This window comes from Paenarthrobacter sp. NPDC058040, assembly GCF_042885775.1.
In the GTDB taxonomy this organism is placed as follows: Bacteria; Actinomycetota; Actinomycetes; order Actinomycetales; family Micrococcaceae; genus Arthrobacter.
Genome location: NZ_JBHVRN010000022.1, coordinates 20,694 through 47,380 on the forward strand (window position 1 = coordinate 20,694; position 26,687 = coordinate 47,380).

The 26,687-nt window shown below is 64.5% G+C and carries 22 protein-coding genes and 1 pseudogene; 13 read left to right on the forward strand and 10 right to left on the reverse strand.

Annotation, left to right across the window (positions count from 1 at the left end; translation table 11 throughout):
* The first annotated feature begins 1 nt into the window (after window position 1).
* Window positions 2-538 carry a RidA family protein gene (locus tag ACFVSJ_RS22895; protein ID WP_387439413.1) on the forward strand — a complete coding sequence of 179 codons (537 nt, stop codon included), beginning with the start codon at window positions 2-4 and terminating at the stop codon, window positions 536-538.
* Window positions 539-555: 17 nt separating this feature from the next.
* A complete protein-coding gene (locus ACFVSJ_RS22900) occupies window positions 556-1,467 on the forward strand; it encodes an NUDIX hydrolase (protein ID WP_387439414.1) in 912 nt (303 codons plus the stop codon).
* Window positions 1,468-1,629: 162 nt separating this feature from the next.
* Here the strand turns inward: ACFVSJ_RS22900 and ACFVSJ_RS22905 are convergent, their stop codons facing one another.
* Window positions 1,630-2,307 carry a Crp/Fnr family transcriptional regulator gene (locus ACFVSJ_RS22905; RefSeq protein ID WP_011775987.1) on the reverse strand — a complete coding sequence of 226 codons (678 nt, stop codon included), beginning with the start codon at window positions 2,305-2,307 and terminating at the stop codon, window positions 1,630-1,632.
* A 235-nt stretch (window positions 2,308-2,542) separates the two neighbouring features.
* On the opposite strand from ACFVSJ_RS22905, the gene ACFVSJ_RS22910 reads away from it, so the two are divergent.
* The 3 genes and pseudogenes from ACFVSJ_RS22910 (at window position 2,543) to aroQ (ending at window position 5,771) form a co-directional block, all read left to right on the forward strand.
* The gene (locus ACFVSJ_RS22910; RefSeq protein WP_387439415.1) at window positions 2,543-3,727 is read left to right on the forward strand and encodes a MarP family serine protease; all 1,185 of its coding nucleotides are present in this window, start codon (window positions 2,543-2,545) and stop codon (window positions 3,725-3,727) included.
* A gap of 185 nt (window positions 3,728-3,912) precedes the next feature.
* A pseudogene (locus ACFVSJ_RS22915) lies at window positions 3,913-5,177 on the forward strand (IS110 family transposase).
* A 138-nt stretch (window positions 5,178-5,315) separates the two neighbouring features.
* Window positions 5,316-5,771, forward strand: coding sequence for a type II 3-dehydroquinate dehydratase (aroQ, locus tag ACFVSJ_RS22920; RefSeq protein ID WP_387439416.1), 456 nt, complete (start codon window positions 5,316-5,318; stop codon window positions 5,769-5,771).
* 117 nt (window positions 5,772-5,888) lie between these two features.
* Here the strand turns inward: aroQ and ACFVSJ_RS22925 are convergent, their stop codons facing one another.
* The 4 genes from ACFVSJ_RS22925 to ACFVSJ_RS22940 all read right to left on the reverse strand — a co-directional run bounded on the left by ACFVSJ_RS22925 (window position 5,889) and on the right by ACFVSJ_RS22940 (window position 11,421).
* Window positions 5,889-8,060: an alpha-galactosidase gene (locus tag ACFVSJ_RS22925; protein ID WP_387439417.1), complete on the reverse strand. Its 2,172-nt coding sequence runs from the start codon at window positions 8,058-8,060 to the stop codon at window positions 5,889-5,891.
* Window positions 8,061-8,144: 84 nt separating this feature from the next.
* On the reverse strand, window positions 8,145-9,485 hold the full coding sequence (locus tag ACFVSJ_RS22930) for an ABC transporter substrate-binding protein (protein ID WP_387439418.1): 1,341 nt from the start codon (window positions 9,483-9,485) through the stop codon (window positions 8,145-8,147).
* Window positions 9,486-9,515: 30 nt separating this feature from the next.
* Window positions 9,516-10,430, reverse strand: a complete 915-nt coding sequence (locus tag ACFVSJ_RS22935) for a carbohydrate ABC transporter permease (RefSeq protein WP_387439419.1) — start codon at window positions 10,428-10,430, stop codon at window positions 9,516-9,518.
* Window positions 10,431-10,458: 28 nt separating this feature from the next.
* On the reverse strand, window positions 10,459-11,421 hold the full coding sequence (locus ACFVSJ_RS22940) for a carbohydrate ABC transporter permease (RefSeq protein WP_387439420.1): 963 nt from the start codon (window positions 11,419-11,421) through the stop codon (window positions 10,459-10,461).
* 205 nt (window positions 11,422-11,626) lie between these two features.
* Between ACFVSJ_RS22940 and ACFVSJ_RS22945 the strand changes: the two genes are divergently transcribed.
* Window positions 11,627-12,826 (forward strand): Gfo/Idh/MocA family protein, encoded by a 1,200-nt coding sequence (locus tag ACFVSJ_RS22945; protein ID WP_387439421.1) that lies wholly within the window; start codon window positions 11,627-11,629, stop codon window positions 12,824-12,826.
* Window positions 12,827-12,840: 14 nt separating this feature from the next.
* Window positions 12,841-13,860, forward strand: coding sequence for a LacI family DNA-binding transcriptional regulator (locus ACFVSJ_RS22950; protein ID WP_387439422.1), 1,020 nt, complete (start codon window positions 12,841-12,843; stop codon window positions 13,858-13,860).
* Window positions 13,861-14,007: 147 nt separating this feature from the next.
* On the opposite strand, the gene ACFVSJ_RS22955 is transcribed toward ACFVSJ_RS22950, so the two are convergent.
* Entirely contained in the window at window positions 14,008-14,802 is a 795-nt protein-coding gene (locus ACFVSJ_RS22955) for a DeoR/GlpR family DNA-binding transcription regulator (RefSeq protein ID WP_387439423.1), read from the reverse strand.
* Between the two features lie 145 nt (window positions 14,803-14,947).
* Window positions 14,948-16,972, reverse strand: a complete 2,025-nt coding sequence (acs, locus tag ACFVSJ_RS22960) for an acetate--CoA ligase (protein ID WP_387439451.1) — start codon at window positions 16,970-16,972, stop codon at window positions 14,948-14,950.
* A 470-nt stretch (window positions 16,973-17,442) separates the two neighbouring features.
* Here acs and ACFVSJ_RS22965 point away from each other — a divergent pair, with 470 nt between their 5' ends.
* The 3 genes from ACFVSJ_RS22965 to ACFVSJ_RS22975 are packed head-to-tail and all read left to right on the forward strand — an operon-like array spanning window position 17,443 to window position 20,365.
* A complete protein-coding gene (locus ACFVSJ_RS22965) occupies window positions 17,443-18,888 on the forward strand; it encodes a hypothetical protein (protein ID WP_387439424.1) in 1,446 nt (481 codons plus the stop codon).
* 9 nt (window positions 18,889-18,897) lie between these two features.
* Complete coding sequence (gene nth, locus ACFVSJ_RS22970; RefSeq protein WP_387439425.1) at window positions 18,898-19,701, forward strand: endonuclease III; 804 nt, start codon at window positions 18,898-18,900, stop codon at window positions 19,699-19,701.
* Window positions 19,688-20,365, forward strand: coding sequence for an NUDIX hydrolase (locus ACFVSJ_RS22975; protein ID WP_387439426.1), 678 nt, complete (start codon window positions 19,688-19,690; stop codon window positions 20,363-20,365). The genes nth and ACFVSJ_RS22975 overlap by 14 nt, the downstream gene beginning before the upstream one ends.
* Before the next feature lie 30 nt (window positions 20,366-20,395).
* Here ACFVSJ_RS22975 and ACFVSJ_RS22980 read toward each other — a convergent pair whose 3' ends face one another.
* From ACFVSJ_RS22980 to ACFVSJ_RS22990, 3 genes are all read right to left on the reverse strand, one after another.
* Window positions 20,396-20,596, reverse strand: coding sequence for a YegP family protein (locus tag ACFVSJ_RS22980; RefSeq protein ID WP_387439427.1), 201 nt, complete (start codon window positions 20,594-20,596; stop codon window positions 20,396-20,398).
* 138 nt (window positions 20,597-20,734) lie between these two features.
* Window positions 20,735-21,658, reverse strand: a complete 924-nt coding sequence (locus tag ACFVSJ_RS22985; RefSeq protein WP_387439428.1) for a CHAD domain-containing protein — start codon at window positions 21,656-21,658, stop codon at window positions 20,735-20,737.
* A 43-nt stretch (window positions 21,659-21,701) separates the two neighbouring features.
* The gene (locus ACFVSJ_RS22990; RefSeq protein ID WP_387439452.1) at window positions 21,702-23,381 is read right to left on the reverse strand and encodes a bifunctional 3'-5' exonuclease/DNA polymerase; all 1,680 of its coding nucleotides are present in this window, start codon (window positions 23,379-23,381) and stop codon (window positions 21,702-21,704) included.
* Window positions 23,382-23,503: 122 nt separating this feature from the next.
* Between ACFVSJ_RS22990 and ssd the strand changes: the two genes are divergently transcribed.
* The 3 genes from ssd to ACFVSJ_RS23005 are packed head-to-tail and all read left to right on the forward strand — an operon-like array spanning window position 23,504 to window position 26,588.
* Window positions 23,504-24,607 (forward strand): septum site-determining protein Ssd, encoded by a 1,104-nt coding sequence (gene ssd / locus ACFVSJ_RS22995; protein ID WP_387439429.1) that lies wholly within the window; start codon window positions 23,504-23,506, stop codon window positions 24,605-24,607.
* On the forward strand, window positions 24,604-25,800 hold the full coding sequence (locus ACFVSJ_RS23000; protein WP_387439430.1) for a TadA family conjugal transfer-associated ATPase: 1,197 nt from the start codon (window positions 24,604-24,606) through the stop codon (window positions 25,798-25,800). Before ssd ends, ACFVSJ_RS23000 begins: the two co-directional genes overlap by 4 nt.
* Window positions 25,797-26,588, forward strand: a complete 792-nt coding sequence (locus ACFVSJ_RS23005) for a hypothetical protein (protein WP_387439431.1) — start codon at window positions 25,797-25,799, stop codon at window positions 26,586-26,588. Before ACFVSJ_RS23000 ends, ACFVSJ_RS23005 begins: the two co-directional genes overlap by 4 nt.
* Window positions 26,589-26,687 lie beyond the last annotated feature (99 nt).

Sequence of the window (26,687 nt, forward strand, 5' to 3'; positions counted from 1 at the left end):
CATGACCACCCCCGCAGAAACCACGTCTGCCGCGGAATCCGGCGCTCCGACGTCCGCCGTTGAACAGCGCCTGGCAGAGCTCGGACTGACCCTCCCCGAGGTCGCCGCTCCGGTTGCCGCCTACGTCCCGGCCGTCGTGTCCGGCAACTACGTTTACACCTCCGGACAACTGCCCTTTATTAACGGCAAACTCGAAGCTACGGGCAAGGTCTCCACCGGCGAACTCGGCCACTCAGACGAGCCCACCGTGGACCCCGAGGAAGCCAAGCGCTACGCCGCCGTATGCGCCATCAACGCACTCGCCGCAGTCAAGAGCGTCATTGGTGACCTCGACCGCGTCACCCGGATCGTTAAAGTTGTCGGATTCGTCTCCTCGGATCCGACGTTCACTGGCCAGCCCGGCGTCATCAATGGCGCGTCCGAGCTCCTGGGCCAGGTTTTCGGTGACGCCGGCAAGCACGCACGTTCCGCCGTCGGCGTTTCCGTCCTGCCGCTCGACTCGCCTGTCGAGGTCGAGCTCATCGCTGAATTCAGCTAAGGAACCGGTTCACCCAATTGCCGCAACTTGCTCGTCGCCTGTTTGTCTTGCCTCCGGAACTCGAAGGCGCTGCACGAAACTGGCTTGAACTCGGCGAACGGACCCCGAGGGCCCCTCGCTACGCATCATCTGTTGTCCTTTTGCGCGACTCGCCCACCGGCTTGGAGACCTGGCTGGGTTACCGGCCCGGCTCCTCGCCGTTGGGCGTCCTCGCGTTCCCCGGCGGGTCACTGGACCTGTCCGACGACGACCCGGTGGGTTGGATCGGTCCCTCGCCCCAGCATTGGGCTGAGCAGATGGGAACGGACGACGTCGGACTCGCCCGCCGCCACGTGGTGGGCGCCATTCGGGAACTCTTCGAAGAAACCGGCGTCCTGCTTGCAGGCCCGGACGCTTCGTCCACGGTCGAGGCCAACTCAACCGTCGAGTGGATGAAGGCACGTGAGGCCGTCGCAGCGCAGGAGAAATCCTTCACCGAGGTCCTGGCCAAGCGAGGGCTCTCGCTTCGAACGGATCTGTTGAAGCCGCTGGTCAACTGGCTTAGCCCGGACTTTGCGCACTTCCGCTTCAACACGCGCTACTTTGCCGCCACCGTTCCGATCAACCAGCAGCCCAGCATCCTTGGCAGCAAGGGAGTGTGGGGTCGCTGGGTGAACGCCGCGGAAGCCATTTCCCTCCGGGAAACCAGCGCACTGGGCGACGAAGTGGCGCAGGCGAACACTGTTGGACTCACGTTGGGCCAACTGCTGGTTCCGGGTTCGGAAATCATGCTTGAGAAGATGGCCCACGCCAACGGCTGCATCGCCTACTTGAGCTACAAGCGCAAGGCCCATGTGTACCAGCCGCAGTTGGTGGATCAGGCCGGGGAGCTCATGCTCGAGGTCGAGGCCGCGCGGACGATAGCTGGCGAACCCCAGCGCGAACGCTAACCACCCCTCCAACCCGACGCTCTCTCAGAACACGCCGGCTTGAGCTGAACGCTCTCTCAGGACACGCCGGCTTGAGCTGAACGCTCTCTCACCGGCCGTTCACCAAACCAAAAGAAAAGCCGCCCCGGTTCCAACAAACCGGGGCGGCTTTCATGTTTGTGCTTAGCGGGAGCGCTGGCGCAGACGCTGCATGTCGAGGATCACGACGGCGCGTGCTTCGAGGCGCAGCCAGCCGCGCTGGACGAATTCGGCCAGCGCCTTGTTGACGGTCTCGCGGGAAGCGCCAACCAGCTGGGCCAGTTCTTCCTGCGTGAGTTCGTGGGCAACCAGCACGCCGTCGGTGGCTGGACGGCCGAAGCGGTCTGCAAGGTCCAGAAGGGCCTTCGCAACACGGCCGGGAACGTCCGAGAAGACGAGGTCGGACAACGAATCGTTGGTCCGGCGCAGGCGGCGGGCCAGAGCCTGCAGCAACTGGGCAGAAACCTCGGGGCGGGTGCGGAGGAGGGCGTTGAGGCTCTCGTTCTTCAGGCCTGCGAGGCGCGTCTCCGAAACAGCGGTGGCCGTTGCCGTACGGGGGCTCGGGTCAAAGAGTGCCATCTCGCCGAAGAGTTCGCCCGGGCCAAGGATGGCCAGCAGGGACTCGCGACCGTCCGGGGAGGTGCGGCCAAGCTTTACCTTGCCGGAAACAATGAAGTAGAGCTGGTCACCCTGATCGCCTTCGCGGAACACCGATGCCCCACGTGAAAGGTCCACCTCGGTGAGTTCGTCCGTCAGCAGGCGGAATGCGTCGTCGTCAAGGGTGGCGAAGAGGGGTGCGCGGCGCAGTACCTCGATGTCCATGAAGTCTCCTGAGAATAAGTTTCGGTCGTGGCGCTTCAGCCATTGTTTCAGAATTTTTAGAGTTCTGTGACGTACTTGGCACGTGAAACGCTGAAAACACGCGGATTTCGTCTCCTCTTGCCCGAGTTGACGGGCCAAGGAAGGCCATGAACGGCGCCGTATCGTGACCGGACTAACGGAATCCTGTCAGGGTGCCCCTCTAGAATTGGCGCTACCCCGGCTATGAGGAGCATTGGTGTTTGGCTTGACCATTTTGGATCTGGCATTGATTTTGATGCTGTTGTCCTACCTGATCTATGGCCTGCGCAATGGCTTCCTGGTGACCCTTGGCGGAATTGCCGGATTCATTGCTGGCGCCATTGCGGCGTTCATCGCGGTCCCGCTCGTCAGCGGCTGGGTGAGCGACAGCGGCTGGAGGCTGACCGCCACGGTGGGCGCCGCCGTCGTACTTATCGCTTTGGGCCACGGGCTCGGAACCATGATCGGGCGGCGCATCCGGCACGTGGTGCGGCTCAAGCCGCTGCACGCCGTCGATCGCCTGATTGGTGGCGTGGTCAGCGTGGTTGTTGCCGCGCTGGTGATGTCCATGCTCGCGTTCAGCATCAGTTCCTTGGGTGTCCCGTTCGTTTCCCAGCAACTGGCGCAGTCCCGGGTGATTCGCTACATCGATTCGCTGACGCCCACACCTGTCAAGAGCACCATGGCGCAGCTGCGGTCCACGGTGATCGGCGACGGCATTCCCAAGCTGATCGAAGGCTTCGGATCGCCGACTCCGGTTCAGGTTCCCAATGCTTCGACGGATACGCCCGCCCTTAACCAAGCAGCACGTTCCGTGCTGAAGATCGCGGGCACCGCTTTCGAATGCGGGCAGAACCAGACTGGGTCAGGTTTCGTCGTCTCGCCGGGACGCGTGGTCACCAATGCGCACGTCGTGGCCGGCGTTGACCAGCCGGTGGTGGAAGTGCCCGACGGCGGTGCGTTGCCGGGGCGGGTGGTCTACTTCGACCCCCAGCGGGATATCGCAGTGCTGGCAGTGGACGGGCTTTCTGCCTCGCCTCTTCCATTGAGTTCGGACCTGCCCGATGGCAGCCCGGCGGCTTTTGCCGGCTACCCCCACGGCGGCCCGTTCCAATCCAAGCCAGCGACGGTCGAGGGAATCTCCACCATCCTGGTTCCCGATATCTACGGGAGCAACCCATCACCAGAGCAGGTGTACAAGCTGGCCGGCGACGTGCAGCCAGGCAACTCCGGTGGGCCGCTGCTCACTACGGACGGCCAGGTTGCAGGTTTGATCTTCGCCAAGACCACCACCAACGCTGCGCTTGGCTTCGCGCTGACCATGGAGGACGTGCAGCCGGTTGCTGCCCAAGCGCCGGGCCTCAGCAACCCCGTGGGCTCCGGCCAATGCACCCGCAAGTAACCCTCGTTACCTTTTTCGTAGCCCGTTTCCTGGTGCAGGATGTGGGTGTGCTGGCCTGCTGGTCCCGGCATGATTTCAACCCTCTGTCGATCGATGATCTTGAGAGTGTTGTCACCGGGATTGGCAGGTGCCGGGGAGACCGCTAATAGGGGCAGGACAGTTCGGGAACGTCGTGCGTAACGTGGATGCCGGGCCCTGACACCGCGGACAGGCCAGCACAGGCAGCTGACTACGACCGGAGGTGCCAAGGGTGATCGAGAATCATGAAACCGCTGACGTGTTCGTCGGGCTGGATGTTGGCAAAGGCGTCCATCACGCCGTTGCCTTGGACCAGGCCGGCAAGAAACTGCTGGATAAGGCCCTGCCCAACGACGAAGCAAAGATCCGGGAAATCCTTGCCGGGTTGGAGGGCAAGGGACGGGTCCTGTTGGTGGTGGACCAGCCCGCGACGATCGGGGCGCTGCCGGTAGCGGTTGCCCAGGCTGCCGGTGTCCTGATCGGGTATCTGCCGGGGCTGGCGATGCGCCGGATCGCGGACCTGCATCCCGGAGAAGCGAAGACCGACGCCCGGGACGCGTTCATTATCGCTGAGGCGGCCCGGACCATGCCTCATGCCCTGCGCTCGGTCCGGTTGGCCGATGAACAACTCGCGGAATTGAGCATGCTCTGCGGTTTCGATGATGATCTGGCCAAGCAGGCCACGGCTACTTCGAACCGGATCCGCGGGTTGTTGAACCAGATCCACCCTGCCCTGGAACGGGTGTTGGGACCCTACATGGCCCATCCTGCAGTGCTGGACCTGCTGCGGATCTGGCCGACCCCTGAAGCGCTCCGTCACGCCGGTCGGCGCCGGATCGGAAACAGGCTGACCAAACTCGCCCCACGGCTGGGCGAACGCCTGGCTGATGAGATCATCGATGCCTTGGACCAGCAATCAGTTGTTGTCGTGGGCACGAACGCTGCGACCATCGTCTTGCCGCAGCTCGCGGCGATGCTCTCCGGGCTTCATGAATCCCGGATGACCGTCTACGCCCAGGTTGAAGCCCTTGTGGAGGCCCACCCTCTTCACCAGGTCCTGATGTCTCTGCCGGCCGTGGGCATCAGGACCGCTGCACGTATCCTCACCGAAGTCGCCGGGAAAGATTTCCCTACCGGCGCGCACCTGGCCTCATACGCCGGTCTGGCACCGGTGACCTGGCGCTCGGGGTCCTCCATCCGGGGCGACCACGCTTCCAGAAAAGGCAACAAAGTCCTCAAACGCACCCTGTTCCTATCCGCCTTCGCCGCCCTCCACGACCCACCCTCCCGGGCCTACTACGAACGCAAACGCGCCGAAGGCAAACGCCACAACCAAGCCATCATCGCCCTCGCACGACGACGCTGCGACACCCTCTACGCCATGCTCCGCGACAGCACCCTCTACCAACCAAAACACCTATCAACAGCTTGACGAAAAACATAGGGGCACTCTCACCAAACAGCCCGTTCGGGCTAACCATCTCTCACATAGTGGGTGTTTTGCGGCCACGCTCTCTCACCTAATGGGCGTAATTCCCGGACGCTCTCTCACCCCTATAGATTGAGAGCCATGACTCAAGCCACTGAAGCCGGTCGCGGCACCATCCTCGTTATCAACGGTCCCAACCTGAACCTCCTGGGCACACGCGAGCCGGAGAAGTACGGGACGTCTACGCTGGCCGATGTTGAACAGCTTGCGCTGTCCGCAGCCGAGGCGCATGGCTTCACGGTGGATTGCGTCCAGTCGAACCACGAGGGTGACCTCCTGGACGCAATCCACGCAGCGCGAGGCAGCGCCGTTGGAATTGTCATCAACGCGGGGGCCTTCACGCACACGTCCGTAGCACTTCGTGACGCGCTGGCGGCTGTAGAGCTGCCAGCCGTCGAGGTTCACATCACCAACGTGCACCAGCGGGAAGAGTTCCGTCACCACTCGTACCTCTCCGGCGTGTGCAAGGCGATCATCGTTGGCGCGGGCGTGTTGGGGTACAAGCTGGCCATCGATTACCTGGCGGAGACGGTCTGACCTGAACCGGTGAGAGAGCGTCGGGCTCACAGGGGTGTTTTGGTGAGAGAGCGTCGGGCTCACAGGGGTGTTTTGGTGAGAGAGCGTCCGGCTGAAGCGGGTGTTTGGTAACGAGGGTTAGAGGGCTGTGAAGCGGAGCAGGATGGCGTGCTCCGGGTGCAGCACGGGCATCGGCAACCCGACTTCGCCAAGGAACCGTCCGGAAGCCTCTGCGCCCGAAGCCAGCCACGGCACGGGCTGGGCCTCAATGACCGTGTGCCCGTAATCGGCGTCAGCGGGAGTCGGGAAGAGAAGCTCCACCCGATAGGAACGCAGTGGGTCGAGCCCCGGGAACGCCACGCGCCCCACCTGCTCGGCGAACGACGTCCGGGTCTTGACCACAGCGAAAAGGGCCGCAACTCCGCCAGCCGGTGTGCCGCCGTCGTGCTCTGAGCCGACCACGCCGTGAACCATCAGCGACTCGTCGGGGGTATCGGCACGGACCATCCCTCCACTGTGGATGAGGCCCCGGTGCTCCTTGTACAGGGCGATGAACCGCTTGAGTTCCTCCCGCTCGGCCCCGGTGACGGAACGGACGTCCCACTCCATCCCGAAATGGCCGAACAAGGCAGTGATGGCGCGGAAAGACAGGTCATGGGTGCGGGCCGTGGTGTGGGACGTCGAGGGACCGATGTGCCCGCCCACCAGTTCCGGCGGAACCACCATCCCGGTCCACCGCTGGATGGTCTGGCGTTCCAGGGCATCGTTGCAGTCCGAAGCCCACACGCGGTCCGTCCGTTCCAGGATCCCGAGGTCCACGCGGGCGCCGCCGGAGGAGCAGCTTTCAATTTCCACGCCGGGGTGTGCCTTGCGGAGGGCCTCGAACAAGCGGTAGGCGGCCAACGTCTGCGCGTGCACCGACGCCCGGCCGTCATGCCCGTGCTCCAGGAGATCGCGGTTCTGGTCCCATTTGAGGTAACTGATGTTGTTGTCCCGGAGCAATGCATCGATCCGGTCGAAAACGTACTGCCATGCTTCCGGATTCACCAGATCGATCACGTGCTGGTGCCGCCACTCGACCGGCAACCGGCCACCTTCCTTGTGCGTGGAACGGGACGGCCCAACAATCCACTCCGGGTGCGCCCGCGCCACGTCCGAGTTGATACTGATCATTTCCGGCTCCACCCAGAGCCCGAATTGCATCCCGTGCGCGGTAACGGCGTCAATCAACGGTGTGAGTCCTTCGGGCCACACGGACTCATCCACAAACCAGTCGCCCAGCCCGGCGTGGTCGTCGCGCCGCCCACGGAACCAGCCGTCGTCGAGCACGAACCGCTCAACGCCGAGGTCCGCTGCGGACTCAGCCAGCTCGATGAGCGTTTCCAGGTTGTGGTCGAAGTACACGGCTTCCCAGGTGTTGAGGACAACAGGGCGGGGAGCCGAAACGTGGTGCGGACGCGCACGGAACCAGCTGTAGAAAGCCTCGGTGATGCCGTCCAGGCCACGATCCGAGTAGGCTGCGAACAGCGTGGGAGTCGTGTAGCTTTCCCCGGGCGCCAGAACCACCTCCGCCGGTCCCAGCAATTCCGAACCGCCGATCATGGTGCGGCCGTCGCCCACCCGCTCCGCGAATTGCTCATGGTTCCCGCTCCAAGCAAGATGCGTCGCCCACACCTTGCCGTGACGGTTCCCGAAGCCGGCGGTCCCGGCGGCGAAGAGCAGCGAGGAATCGTGACCGGTACGTCCGTGCCGTCCGGTCCGGACCCACGTGCCCTGCTGGATCGCCCGCCGCTGCGGGTGCCGCTCACGGCACCAGCGGCCGGTCAGGTCCAGAAGTTCGACGGCGTCGGGCGCCACCGGGAGCACCGTCGCCAACTCGTCCACTTGGAAAGGCGACGTGCCGTCGTTGGTGAGAGCATGGCGCAGTTCCAGCAGCCCGCCCGGGTGCAAGGTGAGATGCGTGCTGACCGACAGGCCGGCGTCGGTATCGGACTGGACGATTTCCGCTGAAGTGCCGTCCGCTGTCGCGCTCACCACGCGAAGGCGAACTGAGAAATCAAAGCCGGGCACACCGTCGGTGATCCGGTGCCCGCGAAGCCCCGGCCGGCCCTGCCACGAAGAGGAAACCTGGGGGAGGAGCCCGGCCGGGACGTTGGTGTCGGCCGACGACGGCGGGATGGGCTCGTTGAGGATGGCCAGGTCCGGGAGGGTGTCGCCAAGATCGGCTCCCCAGTGGGAAATCTCGGCTTCCCCTCGGTGGGTGCTGATGACCAGGCTGGTGCCGGCCGAGCGGAGGTGGAGCGGGTTCATTCGTGACGTCTCATTTCCAACGTTGTGGGGCCCGCTCTACGCGCTTTGCGAGCGAAATAACGCGCAGAGCGGGCCTGGCAAGGGTTACTTGAAGAGGTCGTTGACCTGGTTGTTGGCCTCGGTCAGGGAAGAGGCGGGCTTCTTGCCGGAGAGCACAGCGTCCATGGCCGGCTTCATGATGCCGTCAACCTTGGCGGCCTTGTCCGCGATCGGGAAGAGGAACGTGGTGCCGTCCTTCACGTGCGTGGTGAAGGCGGAGACGTCCGTGCCCTTGGCTTTGAATGCCTCGGCGGCCTTGTCGGAGGAGCTGCTGATGGCCGGGAAGACCACGGCCTTGCTGGCGACGACGTCCTGGCAGGCGGTGGAGCCCAGGTACTCAACCCATTTCACGCTCGCTGCGGGATTCTTGGTGCCGGCCCAGATCGAGTCGGCCAAGCCGTTGAACATGGAAGCCCGCTTGCCGTCAGGGCCCTTGGGAGTCGGGGCGATGGCCGTCTCGATGCCCTTGTAGGTCTTGTACTGGCCGATCAGCCAGTCGCCGTTGGTGTTGATGGCAGCTTTTCCTGCGCCGAAACTGTCCGGCATGCTGGCGCCCACGGTGGTTTCCAGTTTGGGCATGTAGCCCTTGTTGATGAGTCCGGCCCACCACGCGATGGTTTCCTGGAACCGGGGATCGTCGTAGTTGAACTTGCTGCCCCACGGGTTCTTGTCAGTAGCCGTCCATCCGGTGGTTGCGGTCAGGAAGCTCCACTCAGTCTGGCCCTGCCCGGAACCACTGCCTGTGAGTCCGAGTCCGTAGGTGGCTACGTTGTTCTTGTCGAAGCCTGCCTCGTCACCTCGTTTGCCATTCTTGTCCACTGTCAGGTGGGCGATCGCCTTCTCGTAGCTGCCGCCGTCCTTCGGGTTCCAGTCGAGGTTGGCCATTTGCTCGGCGGAGATGCCGGCGGCGTCCGTCATGGCCTTGTTGTAGAACAGGCCAACGGTGTCCCAGTCCTTCGGAAGTCCGTAGCGCTTGCCATCCTGGCCCACCCACAGCTCCGGGAGGCCCTTGGTGTACTGATCGAGCTTGATGCCGTCCTTCTCCACAGCCTCGTCGAGGGACAACAGCTGCTTCTTTGCTGCATACTCGGGATATTTGGACAAGTGGTTGGTGAAGACATCCGGGGCTGTTCCGGCCACGAAGCCGTTGGTCAGCGTGGTCCAGTAGTCGTCCCAACCGCGCTGGGTGATCTTCACTTTGATGTCCGGGTTGGCCTTGGTGAAGTCGTCGGCACACTGCTGGTAGGCCGGGAGCTGGTTGGCGTCCCAGAGCCAGTAGTTGATTTCGCCTTTGGCCTCGGAGGACCCGGTACTGGATCCACCGCACGCGGACAGGGAGAGGGCTATGGCCGCGGCAGCAGCGGCGACGCCGAGGGTTTTCTTCATGACGGACCTTTCAGTGTTCATACGGGGGAGTTACTTGATTCCGGAGAATCCGATGGAGTTCACAACCTTCTTGCCGAAGGCGATGAAGAGAATGAAGATCGGCAGCGCAGCCACCAGGGTTCCAGCCATGAGGCCGGACCAGTCGAGCGCGCCTTGGGGTGACTGGGATTTGAAGACACTCAGGCCGACAGTCAGTACACGGACGCTCTCGTCCTGGCCCACCAGCAGCGGCCAGAAGTACTCGTTCCACTGCCCGATGAAGGTGAGCAGCGCGAGCGTGGCGATGGGGGCTGCGGCGTTGGGAAGCACAATCTGGAAGAAGATCCTGAGGTGCTTGGCGCCGTCGAGCATTGCCGCTTCCTCCACCTCGCGGGACATGCCGAGGAAGAACTGGCGGAGGAAGAAGATCGCGAACGGGGTCATGAACAGGAACGGAAGAGTCATGCCGGCCATGGTGTTGAGGAGGCCGAGGTTCTTGATCATGAGGAAGTTGGGCAGTGCTGTGAAGATCGGCGGGACCATCATGGTGGTGAGGAAAAGGCCGAACACCTTGTTCCGTCCGGGCCAGCGCAGCCGGGCGAAGGCATAGGCAGCCATGGCGCTGAAGAACACCTGCCCGGCAGTGGTGATGGTGGCGAAGATGATGGAGTTGCGCAGGTAGAGCCAGAAGTTGATGGCGGCACCGGAACCACCGTCAGCTATGGCCTCCTCGGTGGTCTGCAGGCCGAGTACCCGTCTGAAGGCGCCCCAGCTGAAGTCGGCCGGCAGGAGGTTACCGGCATTTGCGGCGAGGGCATTGTTACTGGAGAGTGCGGTGCGCAGCATCCAGAGGAACGGTGCGATGGTGACGGCAAGCGCGACGGCGACCAGCACCCAGGCGCCCAGGCGGCGCCAGTTGACGGGCTTCTTGCGGGACGTTTTGCGGGGCAGGGCTGTAGTAGTCATGGTGGGATTCCTTAGCTCCGGGTCCTGGTTAGTCCAGGTCCGATTCGCTGCCCTTGAGGAACTTCATTTGCAGGAAGGCGACCAGGGCGAGAATGACGAACAGGATCACGGAGAGTGCTGAGGCGTAGCCAAAGTCGGATTCACCGAAGGCTTTTTGGTAGATGTACATCTGGATCACGCGCGATGCGTTGACCGGTCCGCCGTTGGTGGTGACGGCAACGGTGTCGAAAACCTGGAAGGAACCGATCACCGTGACAACCAGGACCAGGACCAGCACCGGGCGAAGCAGCGGCATGGTGACGCTCCAGAACGTCCTGGTGGGGGACGCGCCGTCGAGGTTTGCCACTTCGTAGAGATTGTTCGGGATGGCTTGGAGGCCTGCGAAGATCAGGAGTGCCGTGTAGCCCATGTGCCGCCACACATTGACGAAAGCGATGGTGGGGATGGCCCATTGTTCGCTGCCGAAGAAGGCCACGCGGGGGAGGCCAATCCAGCTCATGATTTCGTTCACGATGCCTAGTTGGTAGTCGAGCATCCAGAACCAGACCAGGGCGACGATCACGTTGGCCACCAGGAACGGCAGCAGGAGGGCGCCACGGATGAAGGTGGACTTGGCCACCCTGTGCATCAGCAGGGCCAAGCCTAGGGCGATCACTGTTTGGAAGCCGATGTTCAGTGCGACGTACTGGAGCGTGACCCCCATGGCATTCCAGAAGAGTTCGTCTCCGAAGATTGCGGTGTAGTTCTTGATACCAATCCATGTGGGTTCGCCGAGGATGCTGTACTCGGTGAAGCTCAGGTAAATGCCGCGGATGGTGGGGATCAGGAAGAACGCCACGAAGCCGACGACGGCCGGGAGGATGAAGAGGATGGCGATCCTCAGGTCTCCCAGGCGGCTGGCCAGGCTGCGTTTGGCGGGTGCGTTCTTGGGCCCTTGGCTTCGCCGTGAGCGCTCTGATGCGCTGCCCGGCTGCTTGGTGAGCGTGGTCATCGTCGACTCTTTTCTTGCTGTGATGTGGATTACAACAGAATCTGAATCTACACGAGTAGATTTTGGGTTGGCAAGAGTTACTGGAGGAAAATGTTCGTTTCTGTGAGAAATATTGACTCGTGTAGATTTCGGTGCCAGACTCGTACGCAATCCCGTGAGGGCCATCACAAGAAGCTGCCGCAAGCAGCTGCAAGAAAGGCAAACAATGACGTTTTCGATCGGTGTCCTCGGCGCAGGCCAGTTCGGCAGCCAGTTCGCTCATCTCTTCAAGCTCCACCCGGGCGTGAGCGAGGTCTATGCCGTGGACGAACTGCCAGAGCGCGCGGCGGCGGCGCAGGAACGCTGGGGTCTGGACGGCGTGATGGCCTCCTTTGAGGAACTGCTGGAGTCCGACGTCGATGCTGTCGCCATCTTCACGCAACGGTGGACCCATGGTCCTTTGGTGGAGCGTGCCTTGCGCGCCGGGAAGCACGTCTACTCCGCCGTGCCCATGGCCATCTCCGAGGACGAAATCGCCCGCGTTATCGAGGCGGTCCGCGAGACCAAGCTCGTGTACATGATGGGCGAAACCAGCTACTACAACCCCGCCACCGTGTTCGCAAGGAAGCAGCAGGAAGCCGGCAAGTTCGGCCGCATCTTCTATACCGAGGGCGACTACGTCCACGACATGGACCTCGGGTTCTACGACGCCTACCAGTACAGCGGCGGAGAGCGCTGGAAGGAAACCGCCAGCTACCCGCCCATGCTGTACCCGACTCACGCCATCGGCGGTGTTCTCGGTGCCGTACCCTGCCACGCAGTCAGCGTCAGCTGTATCGGCGTCAAGGACCAGCGGAACGATGGCGTCTTCGACAAGGACGTCAGCATGTTCGGCAACGACTTCTCCAATGCGACGGCCCTCTTCGAAATGAACGACGGCGGCGCGATGCGCACCAATGAGATGCGGCGCGTCGGATACCCGTCCCACATCCGCGAATCCCGGTTCCGTTTCTTCGGCACCGAGGCCAGCTTCGAGCAGCTCGCCACCACCACCGTGTGGCAGGACAAATCCACAGTTACCGATGTCTCCGAGCAAGTGGAAACCAAGCCCACCATGTCGGCGGATGATCCCTCGCTGGCTGACGTCGCACCTGAGCTCCGGGATGCCTTCATCTCCGGGTTGGCTCCGGTCCACGATCACGCCCGCCTGCCGCAGGAGTTCCTTGGCGCGCCCAATGGCCATGAAGGCAGCCACCAGTTCCTGGTGGATGATTTCGTCACCGCGGTGAACAAGAATTCGCTCCCGCCGGTTAATGCCTGGGTCGCTGCCCGCTACACCCTCCCCGGGATCGTGGCCCACGAATCTGCCCTCCGTGGTGGCGAACGCCTGCCCATCCGCGACTTCGGCGATGCCCCTGCGATGTAGCTAGCATTTACCCCATGACCACATCAGCTGTACAAACCCCGCGCGGACCGGTGACCCGAAAAGACGTGGCCCGGTACGCCGGGGTGAGTACCGCCGTCGTGAGTTATGTGGTGAACGGAGGGCCCAAGAACGTGGCCCCGGCGACGGAAGCGAAGGTGCGCGACGCGATCCGTGTCCTCGGATACCGGCCCAACGCCGCGGCCCGGGCCCTGAAGCTGGGTTCCAGTGAAACGGTCGGCGTCATTGTCCCGGACAACACCAACCCCTTCTTCACGCAGTTGGCCCATGCCGTGGAGGACGCTGCTGCAGAACTTGGATTCGGCACGGTTCTTGCCAACTCTGACGGAAGCCTCAGCAAGGAACGCCAAAACATCCGGAACCTTGCCGCGCGGCAGGTGGACGGCGTCTTCCTGGCGAGCTGCGTCTTCGATCCCGATCTTGGAGAGTTGGAAGCATCGGAAATCCCGTCCGTGCTGCTCAACAACGCAGGTTCGCCTCCCGGCTTCACCAGCGTCGGCGTGGATTTGGAAGCAGGCGGACGTGCGGCCGTTGAACACCTGATCGGTCACGGTCACCGTTCGATTGGCCTGGCCATCGGCACCAACACGGGCAACCAGTTGGACGGCCGCGAAGTGGGGTGGCTCGGGGCCCTGCGCGATGCCGGATTGCCCGACGGGCCCATGCTGCACAGCCCGTTCAGCCGTCCGGGCGGTTACGAGGTGGGCAAACGGTTCCTCTCCATGGAAAACCGGCCGACGGCTATCTTCGCTTCCAATGACATGCAGGCCATCGGCATCCTTCGGGCGCTCCACGAAGCAGGTGTGAAGGTACCGGAGGACATGGCCCTGGTGTCCTTCGACGGCTCCATCGATTCCGAATACAGCTGGCCGGCCCTGACCACCGTTGCGCAGCCGGTCGACGCCATGGCCGAGGCTGCCGTGCGGGCCTTGGTTGGGGAGGGCCGCGGCGGCAACCGCGAGCACCGCATCCTGCCGACCGAGCTGATCATCCGCCAATCCTGCGGCTGCCCCTGACGCTCTCTCACGTAACTGCCCCTTGGACCCGACGCTCTCTCACCGCCCTCACAGCCGGTGAGAGAGCGTCGGCGGGAAGGGGTGTTTACGTGAGAGAGCGTCCGGGGGTGGGGTTAGGAGTCCATGCTCGACGACGTTATCTGCTACTTACTTGGGTAGCCCGGCGATCCTGAGCTTGGCCACGTTCTCTTCCAGGACCGTGCGCGCATCGTCGCCGAGCAAGGAGTCCGTGATGAGCTCGTCGGCCTCGTCCAGGGCAGCGATCGAGGCGATGCCCACCACGCCCCACTTGCTGTGATCCGCCAGGACCACCGTGCTGCGGGCCGAGGACATGAACGCCCGGTTGGTTTCGGCTTCCAGCAGGTTGGGCGTAGTGAAACCTGCCTGGGCATCCATGCCGTGGACCCCAAGGAACAAGGCGTCCAAATGCAGTTGCTTGAGCGAAGAGGTGGCAATCGGCCCCACCAAGGCATCGGAGGGTGTGCGCTCGCCGCCGATGAGGATGACCGTGGAACCAAAGCGCCCAGGCCCCGAGGACGAACCGTGGTGGAACAGGTCAGCGATCCGCACCGAGTTGGTCACCACCGTGATCCGCGGTCCGTGGACGAGTTCCTGCGCCAGCGCCCAAGTGGTGGTGCCGGCACTGAGGCCAATCGCCATCCCTTCCTGCACCAACGAGGCCGCCTCCACGGCGATTGCGTGCTTCTCTGCCGTCAGCTGCGTGGACTTGAGCTCGAAGCCAGGTTCGTGGGTGCTGGCATCGCCGGGAAGCTTGGCCCCGCCGTGGATGCGCTCAACACGGCCGATTTCCTCCAGCGCTTCAATGTCCCGCCGCACGGTCATGGGGGAGACGCCCAGCAATTGGGCGAGGTCCGAGACGCGCACCACGCGTTCGCGCTGGACGGCATCGATGATGGCGGAGTGGCGTGCAGCCTGAAGCATCAGGACCTTTCTGGAGAGCCTCGTCAGGGTTTGAGTCTGGCTACAGTCTAGGCCGCGCTGCCGTTCACGGACGGTACATACGACGACGGCGCCGCCCACCTCGGGTGGTGGGCGGCGCCGTCGGGCTCCAATAACGGCCGGGACGCTACTTCCGCAGCGATTCCGCGATCTGGGTCATGATCGAGGGATCGGCCAGGGTTGTGGCGTCTCCGGTGTCGCGGCCTTCTGCGATGTCCTTGAGCAGGCGGCGGACGATCTTGCCCGAGCGGGTCTTGGGCAGTTCCGGAACGATCAGCAGCTGCTTGGGCTTGGCGATCGGACCGATTTCCTTGCCTACGTGGTTGCGCAGTTCCAGGACGGTTTCGTCGCCGTTGTTCGCGGCGTCACCGCGGAGGATGACGAACGCGACGACGGCCTGGCCGGTGGTCTCGTCCGCGGCCCCGACCACGGCTGCTTCAGCGACGGACGGGTGCGAGACCAGCGCGGACTCGATCTCCGTGGTGGAGAGGCGGTGACCGGAGACGTTCATGACGTCGTCCACGCGGCCCAGGAGCCAGACGTCGCCGTCCTCGTCCTTCTTGGCACCATCGCCGGCGAAGTACATGGCCTCGAACCGGGACCAGTAGGTGTCCTTGAACCGTTCCGGGTCGCCCCAGATGCCGCGCAGCATGGACGGCCAGGGTTCGCGGACCACGAGGTAGCCGCCCTCGCCGTTGGCCACGGACGCGCCGTTCTCGTCCACCACGTCCACGGCGATACCGGGCAGCGGAACCTGCGCCGAGCCCGGCTTGGTAGCCGTGACGCCGGGCAACGGTGCGATCATCTGCGCGCCGGTTTCGGTCTGCCACCACGTGTCCACGATCGGGGCAGGGTTCTTCTTGGTGCCGCCGTTGCCGCCGATGACCTCGCGGTACCACATCCATGCTTCGGGGTTGATGGGTTCGCCCACGGATCCGAGGACGCGGATGGAGGAGAGATCGTACTTGCCGGGGATGTCCCGGCCCCACTTCATGAACGTCCGGATCGCGGTGGGCGCGGTGTAGAGGATGGAGACCTTGTACTTCTCCACGATCTCCCACCAGCGGCCCTGGTGCGGGGAGTCCGGCGTGCCCTCGTACATGACCTGCGTGGCGCCGTTAATGAGCGGGGCGTAGGTGACGTAGGAGTGGCCGGTGACCCATCCGACGTCGGCGGTGCACCAGTAAACATCCGTCTCGGGGTGGAGGTCGAACACGGCCTTGTGCGTGTACGCCGCCTGGGTCAGGTACCCGCCGGTGGTGTGCAGGATGCCCTTGGGCTTGCCCGTGGTCCCGGAGGTGTACAGGATGAACAGCGGGTGCTCGGAGTCATGCCCGACGGCGGTGTGTTCAGTCCCAGCGGCGCCCACCGTGTCGTCCCACCAGAGGTCGCGGCCCTGTACCCAGTTCACGTCCTGGCCGTTGCGCTTGACCACCACAACGTTTTCCACGGTGTGGCCTTCCTTGGAGAGGGCTTCGTCCACAGCGGGCTTGAGCGGGGAGGGCTTGCCGCGGCGGTACGTACCGTCAGCGGTGACCACGAGCTTGGCTTCGGCATCCTCGATGCGGGAGCGCAGCGCGTCGGCGGAGAACCCACCGAACACCACCGAATGCACGGCACCGATCCGGGCACAGGCCAAAAGCGTGATCACGGCCTCGGGGATCATCGGCAGGTACACGGCCACGCGGTCACCCTTGGCCACGCCGAGGGACTCAAACGCGTTCGCGGCCTTCTTCACCTCTTCGGTCAGTTCGGCATAGGTATAGGTACGGGTATCGCCGGGTTCGCCCTCGAAGTAGATCGCCACCCGGTCGCCGAGTCCGTTCTCCACGTGACGGTCCAGTGCGTTGTACGCGGCGTTGACCTCGCCACCAACAAACCACTTGGCGAACGGCGGGTTGGACCAATCCAACGCGTCCGTGAAGTCCTTGTCCCAGCTCAGCAGCTCACGGGCCTGCCTGGCCCAGAAAGCCGGCCGGTCAGCTTCGGCCTTGGCGTACTCATCAGCGCCTACCACCGCGTCGGCCGCGAATTCAGCCGACGGCGCAAACTTGCGGTTCTCATGAAGGAGGTTTTCAAGGGCCTCGACATGTGGTGCCTGTCCGCTCGACGTTGCAGCGGTGGCCGTGGATCCGTTGGTGTCCTGGGACATGGTGAACCTCATCATTCATCGATCTTTGCCGCGCAGGCACCGCCGAGAGGTCCGCGCCTGAGCCGGGTTCCGGCGTCGTGCTTGGGCCTCGCGAACCGTGCCGCAGTGTGTCCGCCCTCAACACTATCGCTTTGGGAGGTCCTACGTGTGCGTGGTCACAAACCCGCCAGCGAGCGGTACGGTTTTGGCGCCGAATGGTGCCTCGGGCGCCGAGGAACCGCTTACATGACGACGACGGCGGTACCCGCTTCCGTCGTCGGGCGTCACAGTTTCCGATGCCTGACTGTAAGGCACCTTGGAGTTAGCTGAGGGCGAAGCCGCAGGGCCTGTTTCAGCTAGAAGACTGTCTGTGGGGTGGCATAGGCTGAATAAGTCTTGGGGACGCCCAGAGGCGTGTCAGGTTGTGCCGCGGCAAGCTGCGGATGACCGGTCCGGACTGTCCAAGGCGACGCCGCACGAAGGAGATAGAGATGAACCAGCTGAGACCAGGCCCTAACCAACCACAGGCAGCGGGACCGGACACCAAGGCTGGAACCGCCACCCCATCAGGCAACCAGAATGCCTCGGGTGCGCCGGCCACGTTTGACGCCGTTGTTGGCCCGTTCACCGTCCGCGACCTCACCGTGTTCGGCTCCGTGCTGTTGATGTTTGTGGCGTCGCTGCTGCCGATGTTTGGTGGGCGCTACAACCTCTGGAACCTGGGCAACCTGTTTTTCCTGCTGTTGGGAATCATCCTGCCGCTGATCGTCGCGGCACTGTTCGTGGCTCGCCGCCTGCAGCCGGGAACCATCGTTCGCGTGGGTTCCCTGTCGATTGACCAGTTCGCCTCCGTAACGGCTGCGTTCTCCCTTCCCTTGTTCTTCCTGACCATCGCTGATTCCTTCAATGGCGGCGTACTGCTCGGGCTGATCGGTTCCCTCGGTCTCCTCGCCGCGACCGTCCTTGGCCCCCACCTGCCGTTCCTGTCCGCCGACTTCAAGGGACGCGCCGAAACCCCGGCGCACCTCGTGGCCCGCCAGGCCGCCGTGCCCACGCGCAAGCCGTCCGCTCCCAAAGAACCGAAGGCGCCCAAGGAAGGTAAGTCTTCCCCCGGATTCTCCATCCCGGGTTTCCGTAATTCATCCGCGGCTCCGAACCAGGGCGGAACCTCCGGAGTGGTTCACCCGGCCGCTCCAGGTGTTGCCGGGACTTCAGTGGGTGCCCCGCAAGCGACGCCTTCCGCACGGCCGCAGGCTTCTGCATCACCGGCCGCCCAGTCGCCAGGCGCGCCGGCACCTTCTGCATCGGCTGCAGCACCCGCGCCGGCCGCAGCGGGCACCGGTGCTGCGGCATACCAGGCCTCGCCGGCTACGCAGTCCCCGTCCGTCGTCCAAGCTTCGCCAGCCGCTCCGCAAAATGCGTCAGGTCAGGACGAAAAGTCTGTGTCAGCCCAGGAACCTGCCACCACCCAGCAGGCCAAGCAGCCGGCAGCCGCGGATCAGGCCGCCGCAACCAGCCAGCCAGCCGCGCCAAGCCAGCCCGAGACAGCAGCGCAGCCAGCCGCGAATCAGCAGGCCCAGCCGGCGGCAGCCCAAGAGGCCCCGCAGCAGCCCTCCAGCGAGCGTTCGTGGGCGGCCACCATGGCCACCCCGATCGTCTCCGGTGATACCCGGACAGTCAGCGACTCCATCGGCGCCACGGTGGATCCAGCGAGCCGCCCCGAGGAGTCCAATGATGCTCCGCACTACGAAGCCTTCTGGTTTGCCGTAGGCCAGCCCCGGACCGCCTTCGATGAACGGACAGGTGCCCCCGCGTTCGTGATCGAGCCCGGCGGGTGGGTCTTGGCCCTCGAAGACCGTGGACATGAGTTCCTGGTGCAGGACACCGACGGCAAGGTTGGGGTCCTGCGGGAACTCAGCAACATCGAACGCGGCTAGGCGGACGCCGTGGCCATCGCCAACGCCGGTTCACCGCTCGCAGTCAAGCGTCGGGCCCGCAAGATCAACAGGGTCCTTGCGGAGAAGTACCCGTATGCCCACGCCGAGCTGGATTTCCGCAATCCTTTCGAGCTGGTGGTGGCCACGGTGTTGTCCGCCCAGACCACCGATGTCCTGGTCAACCAGGTCACCAAGATTCTCTTTGCCCGGTACCCGGACGCCCGTGCATTGTCTGAGGCGGACCCCACTGAGCTGGAAGCAATCCTCCAGCCCACGGGCTTCTTCCGAGCGAAGGCCCGTAACGTCCTGGCCCTCTCCACGAGGCTGGTGGATGAGTTCGACGGCGAGGTGCCGGGCAGGCTTGAGGACCTGGTGACCTTGCCCGGCGTCGGGCGCAAAACGGCCAATGTGGTCCTTGGGAACGCCTTCGGGGTTCCCGGCATTACGGTGGACACCCACTTCGGCAGGCTGGCACGCCGCTTTGGCTGGACGGAATCGGACGATCCCGTCAAGATCGAGTTCGACGTCGCCGAGCTGTTCGAGCCACGGGATTGGACCATGCTGTCCCACCGGGTGGTCTTCCATGGCCGCAGGATCTGCCATGCCAAGAAACCAGCGTGCGGGGCCTGCCCGGTCGCGAGCCTCTGCCCCAGCTATGGTGATGGCGAAACGGACCCGGTCAAGGCCGCCAAGCTCCTCAAGTACGAGCTCGCCCCCGGAAGCGAGGCGCTGCTTGAGCGATTGTTGGCCGAGACACACCGCGCGGCGGAGATCCGCATGGAATCACAAAGGAGGCCCGTTGACGGCGTTTGAGGACCTGTCCGCGCTGGTGGCCCGCTATGAAGCGGGTGATGGGGGGACTTCCGAGCACTGGACCAAGCTGCCGGTCAGCGAGGAGACCAACAGGGTCGCAGCCGTGTTGATGCTCTTCGGCAAGCTGGACAACACTCCCGCCGAGTCCGAGCGCCCCATTGCACCGGCAGACCTGGACGTCCTCCTTCTTGAACGGGCCCACACCTTGGATGACCACCCGGGCCAGGTCGCTTTTCCCGGCGGCAGCGTTGACCCCGAGGACGAATCAGTGGTGGCTGCGGCCTTGCGCGAAGCCGTCGAAGAGACCGGCCTGGATGTCGAAGGCGTACGGGTGCTGGGCGTGATCCGGGAACTGGGGCTTATCCGCAGCAACTTCCGCGTAACGCCGGTAGTGGCCTGGTGGGATGCTCCGTCGCCGGTCCGGGTGGTGGACTACGCCGAATCCGCCCAGGTTTTCCGTGTGCCGGTGCGGGACCTGCTGGATCCAGTCAACCGGGTCACCGCCACCATCAGCCGCTTCGGACGAACGTATACCAGCCCCGGCTTCACCGTAAACGGACTCCTGGTCTGGGGCTTCACGGGAATGGTGCTCAGCGGGCTATTCGACGAACTCGGCTGGACGGTCCCGTGGGACGAAGGCAAGCTGCACGACGTCGACCTTTAATCCGCCCAGCCGGGCACCAAAGGCGCGCGTTCAGGCTGCCCTGCGGGCCGCCGTCGAACGGTCGACAATCAGGCCTGTCGCCGCGTTCTCGCGGACAGCGTTGATGCCATCCACCACACCCTTGAGGTGCTTGAACGTGGGTGATTCGGCTACTACCGTGCCATCGGCCGCCGTGAGGCGGAACCGGTAAGCGTCGTCGCTGTCTTTAAGAATTTCAAACCTGCCAGCCATCGTTGCTGCCCCCTTGTCAATGCGTCATTGCATGCGTCGCGTGTGCACGTGTGCCGTGCGCCACACAGAGACCGTATCCAGAAGGAGGAACGAATTAAAGTTACTTCCGGGTACCCGTCACGGAACGGTCATTCTCCATCACAAAGCGCTATGTGACTGGCCGGGAGGCGGGTGGAAGGCTAGTGTGCCGGAAGATTTTCCATCCGGGAACGCGTGGCGCGGCTCGGGGATGGGCGAGTTCCGGAGTGCTTCCCGAACGGTCGTTTCGGCCTGGTCCAAGCGCCGCTGCTCCATGAGTCCCAGCTCCTGAAGGTCCGAAGCCGCCAGCCCGGGCCGCCCGGCCAAACCCGCCAACCAGGCCAGGCTGGTCACACTGTCGTGCTGCTCGCCGAGCGCCCGTTGGAGGGTCATCGCGGCCTGGATGATGGCGGCAAGAGCGCCGCCCGCGGCGCCGGCGATGGCTTCCACCGCATAGCGGAGACCCTTGATGTCCTTCCGGGCCTGATGGAGTTCTTCGTTCCGCCCCGTTCCGGCGGCCGCTGCCCTTCCGAGACTTCCCTGCGCCGTCACCCAAGCTTCCTGGAGCAGGACGACGGCGGCGCCAAGGTTGGGAGCACGGCGTTCGTCCTGCGGAATGGGCTCGGGAAAGATGGCACGCGCAGCGGCGTCCAAGGTTTCCCTGGCCCGTGGCTCCGCGGCCACACGCCGGGCAATGTTGTTGCTGCTGTCCACGAGCCCGGAAACGGCATTTCGGAGGGCGTCCCCGGATTCCCAGGTAACAGGCGCGTCCAGCCACAACGTCATCCGTTGGGACAACACGTAGTGGTCGCGGGCTTCCCCGAGGGATTGTGCCAGCCACCGGATGTCCCTCCGAGTGCCCGCCGGAACCGGCGGAAGGTGGCGCCCGTAGCAGGACAGTACGGAACGCAGCCGACGCAGGGCGAGGCGCGCTTCATGGACGGCTTCCTGGTCCGCCGAGGCAACCAGAGGCAGGCAACCCTCCAGCTCCGCGAGTTGGAAGGCCACATACGTATCCAGGGAATCCCGGATTTCCGAGCCCATGGGGACAGTTTCCCGCCGCCGCCACGGACGGGCAAGCGGGTGGCTACTTCGCCTTGTCGTAGGAATCGACGACGGCGATGCTCACCGGAAACTCGACGGGTATGCGCCCGAACATGAGGTCTTTCGCGGCGTTCGCGGACTCCTCGATGGCCGCGACACAGGCATCCACGGCCTCATCCGGTGCATGGACCATGACTTCGTCGTGCAGGAAGAAGACGAGTTCCCCGGAGGGTGACCCTTCCGCACGCAAAGTGCGCAGCCGCCGTCGTAATTCCGCGAGCCAGCACGCGGCCCACTCTGCTGCGGATCCCTGGACCACGAAGTTCCGGGTGAAGCGGCCCCGGGAGCGGGCCAGGTTGTCTGCGCGGCGCTGCTCCTCCGCCGTCGTCGATTGCTGGCTGCGCAACCAGCCTTGAGACGGCGCTGGACTGCTGCGTCCCAGCCTCGTGGTGACCGTGCGTCCGGCTTCGCCCTCGCGGGCCGCCTGTTCAACGAATCCCACTGCCCGGGGATAGGTGCGCGCCAACTGCGGCATGAGCCGCCCGGATTCACCCGTGGTGGCGCCGTAAATCGCGCCAAGCAGAGCCACCTTGGCCTTCTGCCGGTCACCACCGAAGCCCTGGGCGGCAATACCGGCGTACAGGTCCTTGTCCCGGGCGGCCTCAGCCATTTTGGTGTCCTGGGCCAAGGCCACCAGGACCCTCGGCTCAAGCTGTGATGCGTCAGCCACAATCAGCTTGTGACCCGGGTCCGCGTGGACCGCTGCGCGGATGTTCTTCGGGATCTGCAGGGCACCGCCACCGCGCGACGCCCATCGTCCGGACACCACGCCGCCCACCACATATTCGGGGTGGAAGCGGCCATGGCGAACCCACGCATCCAACCATGCCCAGCCATTGGCGGTGTGCAGCCGGGAAAGCTTCTTGTAGGCGAGCAGGGGAATGATGGCTGGATGGGTCGACTGCTGGAGTTCCCACTGCCGCGTGCTCTTCACCTCGATGCCGTTCCGGTGCAGGGCGCGCATGAGGTCCTGGGGCGAATCCGGATTCAGTGTGGGGGACTTCAGGATCTGCCGCAATTCGGTGCACAGCAGCTCGAGCGCGGGTGGCCGGTGGCCCAACGGTGGCCGCGGGCCAAGGACATCCCGCAGGATCTGTTCGTGGAGCTCTTCCCGCCAGGGGACGCCGGCGAACTGCATTTCCACCGCAATGATGGCGCAGGCCGATTCGGCCGCCAGCAGGAGCTGCAAGCGCTGCTTCTGCTCCCCGGGCACATCGGCCACGGCGGCTTGTTGCGCTGCGAACTCGTTCCTTAGCTCCGCCAACCCGGCGCCGACGGGCGTGATGTCATCGAAGAGCGCGTCCTGCTCTGCGGGCGGTGACGGGGGCAGCAGTGTCCGGGGAGGCACGGTGTCATCGTCCTGGACGAGTTTTTCCGCGCTCTTGGCATAATCCGTGTGGACCGTGACCGCGGAATTGGCCAGGATGGCGCCACAAAGGGCCAGGTCATGGCAGCGTTCCAACTCCACACCCTCGGCCAGCAACCCGGGATACCAGTCCTGGGCCCGGTTCCAGACCCAGCGGGGCCGCTGGACTTCGAGTTCGCGCACGACGCCGGGCAACTCACCACGGCTGACAAGGCGGGCGTCAGCCGTGGGCTTTCCGGAGGGGGAGATTCTTTGTATGGCTGCGCCGTCCTGGTGGGAGGCGAGCAGCAAATACATGGTTTCCATTCTGCCGTGTCCTGCGGCCTGACTGTTCCTCCACACCCTTGGCCTTTCAGCGTTTGTCCACATGGAGGTCCTTGTTGCTTACTTCCTCCGCCGCTGGTCACCAGAGTGGCTTCATGGGCAAGCATCCGGGAAAGAGACAGCGACACAGCGAAGGGGCGGACACTTCATGGATTCCAGGGAACACAGCGGACATCCTGCTGGTCACGGCCGAGCCGTACCTGCAGGAAGAAGGACGGCGCATTGTCGCCGCTTCGGGCGGAACGCTGCAGATTGCCGAGGGCGTGGAAGAGGCAATCCACGGTTGGGACACAGCTGATGTTGTGCTGGTGGGCAGCGATGTCCGGGAGCTTCCACCACGCAGGCGCGCCCCGGCAGTGCTTTTGGGCCGCGCAGCGGAGGGCGAGGGATTGTGGCAACTCGCAGCTGCCCTCGGCGCCGAACGCGTGGCGGTGCTGCCGGGAGCCGCTTCGTGGCTCGCTGAACACCTGAGCCTCTCAGTCGCGCCGGAACCCGGGGGCACGGTCCTTGGCATCGTGGGTGGTCGCGGAGGGGCCGGTGCCACCACAACGGCCATCTGGTTGGCGCAGACCGCGGCGGCCTTCGGAACGGGCACGCTCCTGATCGACGGCGATCCTTGGGGAGGTGGCTTGGAGCTGGCCATCACGGACCAGGATCTTCCGGGACTCCGATGGCCCGACTTCGCCGCGACGCGGGGAAGCATCGATTCCGCCCAGTTCCGCGATTCGCTTCCGGTTGCCGGAGGCTTCACTTTCTTGTCCTGGCCCGGCGCGCGGGATTCGATTCCGCTGCCGGACCCTGCCTCGGTTGCTGCGGTCATGGATGCGGCCCGCCGGGGCTTTGAACTTGTTGTGGTGGACGTTGGGCGAAGTATTCAAGCCCTCAGATCGCTTGCGTGGGACTGCGACAAGATGTTCCTGCTCACCACGCCGCACCTCAAGGCAGCCGTGGCCGCTTCACGGACCCTCAACGAGTTGCCACCGGGGGACACGGCCTTGCTTGTGCGCGGAGGGACTGCTGCGTCCGTCGACGCCCAGGTCATTGCCGATTCGTTGGGCATTCCGCTCGCGGGGACCGTCCCGGCGCTCCGGGGCGTCGCGGGTGCAACGGAACTTGGCCGGTTGCTGGATATGGGTCACCGGCGGCCCGTAACGCGATTCGCTGGGGGTCTCCTGGACCTGGAAGGAAGGCGTTCGTGAACAGCCCGGCGCTTGGCGGGAGCCGCAGGAGACAACAACGCAGACTCGACTCCGTGCTTCTTGAAACCGTCCGGGAATCCGTGCTGGCAGGCAACGGTCCAGTGACGCCCTCGACTGTGGCGGCGGCAGTCCAAGCCAGTGGCAAACTGCTCGGAGCGGCTGGAGCCCTCGAGGCTGCCGAATCCATCAATGCCGAGCTCAATGGCCTTGGTCCCCTGCAGCAATTGGCCCAGGATCCAGGCATAACGGACATCTTCGTCAACGGCCCCGAGGACGTGTGGCTGGACAGGGGAAACGGACTGGAACGCTCAACCGTCCGGTTCGACGCCGAACAGCAGGTCAGGTCGTTGGCTGCCAGATTGGTAGCGGCCGGGGGACGTCGACTGGACGATGGCTCCCCGTGCGTCGACGTCCGGCTTAAAGGGGGCTATCGGGTTCATGCCGTGCTCCCGCCGATCTCCACAGCGGGGACGCTGCTGTCCATACGCATCCGGCGGGAGGAGAATTTCAGCCTCACGGAGCTGCGGCTGGGCGGAATGTTTTGCGAACAGATTGAGGCGGTTTTGCGGGCCATCGTGGCCCAACGCCTGAGCTTCCTGGTCAGCGGGGCCACGGGATCCGGCAAGACAACCCTCCTGTCCACCCTGTTGGGGTTGAGCCACCCCTCGGAACGCCTGGTGTTGATAGAAGACGCGGCCGAACTGAATCCTGTCCATCCTCACGTGGTCACCCTCGAGTCCCGCCACGGGAACCTTGAAGGCGGAGGCGCGCTGGATCTCGGTGAACTGGTGCGTCAAGCACTGCGCATGCGGCCGGACCGCCTGATCGTCGGCGAATGCAGGGGTGCTGAAGTCCGCGAACTGTTGACTGCCCTCAACACCGGACACACAGGTGGTGGGGGAACCATCCACGCCAACACAGCTGAGGCAGTACCAGCGCGATTGGTTGCCCTCGGGGCGCTCGCTGGCCTGAACGCAGAGGCCGTCCGCTTGCAGGTTTCCAGCGCTCTTGACGTCGTGATCCACGTTGAGCGGAGCAGTGCCGGCCGCAGGGTGGCTTCCATCGGCGTGCTCGTGGATGCTGCAGGGTCGCAGAAGGTCCTGCCCGCGCTGACATCGAAACCCGACGGACTGGAGCGGGGGCCGGCATGGCCACTCCTGGCGGCCAGGCTCGCTTTCAACGGGGATGAATGATCATGGCACTGTTCCTCGTTCTCGCGTTGGCTGCATGGCTTCAACTGCGTCCGCCGCGGTCGGCAGCCCGAAGGCTCTTCCAACGTTTGTCGGGCCCGGATGAGCCCGCCCGTCGCCGTCGGGGGTTCCGTCTTGCACCGGTAGGCGGGCGGCCACCCAGGGGACGGCAGGTCTCCATGGTGGTTGTGGTCCAGCAGCTCGCCGCACTGCTGCGGGGCGGCCGGGGTCCATCGCAGCTATGGGATGAGCTGTGGTTGGTGCATGATGCTGCACGAAGGACCACTGGCCGCGGACAGGCAGCAGGCTCCCCGCGGCCGGCCACTCTCTCCGAACAAGCCATCAAGGTGCTCGCGGCAGCACGGGCAGCCTCGGCAGTGGGAAACTCGCCGGCCGAAGCCATTCGCAAGAAGGCTGCCGCCGCCTATCCGCCGCGTGGCGGCGTCGAGCGCCGCATTTGGGTGGAGTTGGCGGCTTGCCTCGATGTGGCGGAGATCAGCGGCTGCCCACTGGCGGACCTGCTGACGCGCTTTTCGGCCCAACTGGAAGCTGAAGAGGATGCCGAAGCCGCCCGCCAGACGGCGTTGGCCGGGCCCAAGGCCACTGTCCGGCTGTTGTCGTGGCTCCCGGTCCTTGGCTTGGGATTGGGAATGGCGTTGGGTGTTGATCCACTGGGCATCCTGCTCGGCAACATCCTCGGTGTTGCAACGCTGACGGTTGGCCTGCTGCTGACCGTGGCAGGCAGGGTGTGGTCGTCCCGTCTTGTGGCGTTTGCAGCAGGAAGCCCATGACGCCCGGGTTCCTGGTGGCGGTAGTCCTCCTTGTGGCGGCGCTGGTCGCGTTCCATGGTCGGCGCCGGAGTCGGGCTGAGCTGTCCTCCCGGCTTATGC

Excerpts from the sequence above, each read along its gene's own strand:
- ACFVSJ_RS22895 (WP_387439413.1), top strand. The coding sequence starts at position 2 with ATGACCACCCCCGCAGAAACCACGTCTGCCGCGGAATCCGGCGCTCCG.
- ACFVSJ_RS22905 (WP_011775987.1), bottom strand. The coding sequence starts at position 2,307 with ATGGACATCGAGGTACTGCGCCGCGCACCCCTCTTCGCCACCCTTGAC.
- aroQ (WP_387439416.1), top strand. The coding sequence starts at position 5,316 with ATGACTCAAGCCACTGAAGCCGGTCGCGGCACCATCCTCGTTATCAAC.
- ACFVSJ_RS22925 (WP_387439417.1), bottom strand. The coding sequence starts at position 8,060 with ATGAACCCGCTCCACCTCCGCTCGGCCGGCACCAGCCTGGTCATCAGC.
- ACFVSJ_RS22930 (WP_387439418.1), bottom strand. The coding sequence starts at position 9,485 with ATGAAGAAAACCCTCGGCGTCGCCGCTGCTGCCGCGGCCATAGCCCTC.
- ACFVSJ_RS22935 (WP_387439419.1), bottom strand. The coding sequence starts at position 10,430 with ATGACTACTACAGCCCTGCCCCGCAAAACGTCCCGCAAGAAGCCCGTC.
- ACFVSJ_RS22940 (WP_387439420.1), bottom strand. The coding sequence starts at position 11,421 with ATGACCACGCTCACCAAGCAGCCGGGCAGCGCATCAGAGCGCTCACGG.
- ACFVSJ_RS22945 (WP_387439421.1), top strand. The coding sequence starts at position 11,627 with ATGACGTTTTCGATCGGTGTCCTCGGCGCAGGCCAGTTCGGCAGCCAG.
- ACFVSJ_RS22950 (WP_387439422.1), top strand. The coding sequence starts at position 12,841 with ATGACCACATCAGCTGTACAAACCCCGCGCGGACCGGTGACCCGAAAA.
- ACFVSJ_RS22955 (WP_387439423.1), bottom strand. The coding sequence starts at position 14,802 with ATGCTTCAGGCTGCACGCCACTCCGCCATCATCGATGCCGTCCAGCGC.
- acs (WP_387439451.1), bottom strand. The coding sequence starts at position 16,972 with ATGTCCCAGGACACCAACGGATCCACGGCCACCGCTGCAACGTCGAGC.
- ACFVSJ_RS22965 (WP_387439424.1), top strand. The coding sequence starts at position 17,443 with ATGAACCAGCTGAGACCAGGCCCTAACCAACCACAGGCAGCGGGACCG.
- ACFVSJ_RS22980 (WP_387439427.1), bottom strand. The coding sequence starts at position 20,596 with ATGGCTGGCAGGTTTGAAATTCTTAAAGACAGCGACGACGCTTACCGG.
- ACFVSJ_RS22985 (WP_387439428.1), bottom strand. The coding sequence starts at position 21,658 with ATGGGCTCGGAAATCCGGGATTCCCTGGATACGTATGTGGCCTTCCAA.
- ACFVSJ_RS22990 (WP_387439452.1), bottom strand. The coding sequence starts at position 23,381 with ATGTATTTGCTGCTCGCCTCCCACCAGGACGGCGCAGCCATACAAAGA.
- ssd (WP_387439429.1), top strand. The coding sequence starts at position 23,504 with ATGGGCAAGCATCCGGGAAAGAGACAGCGACACAGCGAAGGGGCGGAC.
- ACFVSJ_RS23005 (WP_387439431.1), top strand. The coding sequence starts at position 25,797 with ATGATCATGGCACTGTTCCTCGTTCTCGCGTTGGCTGCATGGCTTCAA.